1 protein-coding gene and 1 pseudogene are annotated in these 1,113 nt (G+C 74.3%); one reads left to right on the top strand and one right to left on the bottom strand.

Annotated features, from left to right (window positions below; genetic code table 11):
* Positions 1-95 (bottom strand): annotated as a pseudogene (locus tag ACWENR_RS30860) (PAQR family membrane homeostasis protein TrhA); the annotation flags it as partial.
* A gap of 301 nt (positions 96-396) precedes the next feature.
* Here ACWENR_RS30860 and ACWENR_RS30855 point away from each other — a divergent pair.
* Positions 397-1,002, top strand: coding sequence for a winged helix-turn-helix domain-containing protein (locus ACWENR_RS30855; protein WP_452280451.1), 606 nt, complete (start codon positions 397-399; stop codon positions 1,000-1,002).
* Positions 1,003-1,113: the final 111 nt, after the last annotated feature.

The raw sequence follows: 1,113 nt of genomic DNA, 5'->3' as shown, positions 1-1,113 counted from the left end.
CACACCCGGCGGTGGTAGAGGGCGCTGGTGCCGAAGAGCCCGCACACCGTCAGGCTGTAGATCACGCAGCTCACCAGGGGTGCCCAGCCGGGCCGTGGCGGGGGAGCGGCCCGTCGCCGGCCGCGTACGGGGGCGCGGGCCGGGTCCACCTGAGCTGCGCCGCGCCGCCCTCGACGAACGTGAACCGGACGGGGACCCCCCGTATCGGGGCAACCCGGCGCCTCTGCTGTAATCATCAGGCTTCGTACGCAGAGCGAGCGTTCGGCTCCTGTGCGTTCGTCAATTGTCACATTCATGCAACGCAGCCGCCCCTTGACCCTCGCACCGGCGCCGGGAAGCATCGATGAAGCGGCGTCCCGGGCCGTGGGGAGATACCCGGACAAGCCAAGGAGGACCATGTCGGTCAGCCCCGCCTCGTCGCGCGCCGGATGGCATCCTTCCCAGCCCGCTGTCCCCGGTCGGCCCCCCGGCGGCCAGCGCCGCCCCGCCAACACCGCCGCGCCGATGCTCACGGTGACCCTGAACATCCCCCTGGCCTGCGAGGAGTCGCTGACCGCACCCGCCCGTCGGCTGCTGGAGGCCGCCCGCGAGCTGCTCGAACGCGGCGAGGGCACGATCACCGCCGCCACCGTCGAGCGCCGCCCCGACCCGGTCCCGGCCGGCCGGTCGCCGGCCCGCCCGGTCGCCGCCCCCACCATCCCCGCCCTGCACATCCTCGCCTCGTCCCGCTCGGTGCTGCGCGACGGCGAGCCGTTGCCGCTGACCCGGCTGGAGTTCGACCTGCTGCTGCACCTGGTCGCCCACCCCCGCCGGGTGTTCACCCGCTTGCAACTGCTCAACGCGGTCTGGGGCTACGAGCACGCCGGGGTGCGCACCGTCGACGTGCACGTGCGCCGGCTGCGCGGCAAGGTGGGCGTCGACGTCCCGCTGGTCACCACCGTCTACGGCGTCGGCTACCGGCTCGCCGACGACGCCCGGGTCACCATCGACCGCAGCGGCTGACCCGGCCGGCGGGGCACGATGGTCGGATGCGGATCCGTCCCATCTCCCCGGACCGGCTGGTCACCGAGCTGACCCGGCGCCTCGCCGACACCGAGGTCGCCGGCCGGCTGC

The sequence above is a fragment of the Micromonospora sp. NPDC004336 genome (assembly GCF_053602615.1).
Note: the sequence above shows the minus strand (reverse complement) of the source record. Positions and strands in the feature narration are given on the sequence as shown.

What these genes read in the sequence shown, in the direction of transcription:
- ACWENR_RS30855 (WP_452280451.1), top strand. Translation starts at nt 397, where the DNA reads ATGTCGGTCAGCCCCGCCTCGTCGCGCGCCGGATGGCATCCTTCCCAG.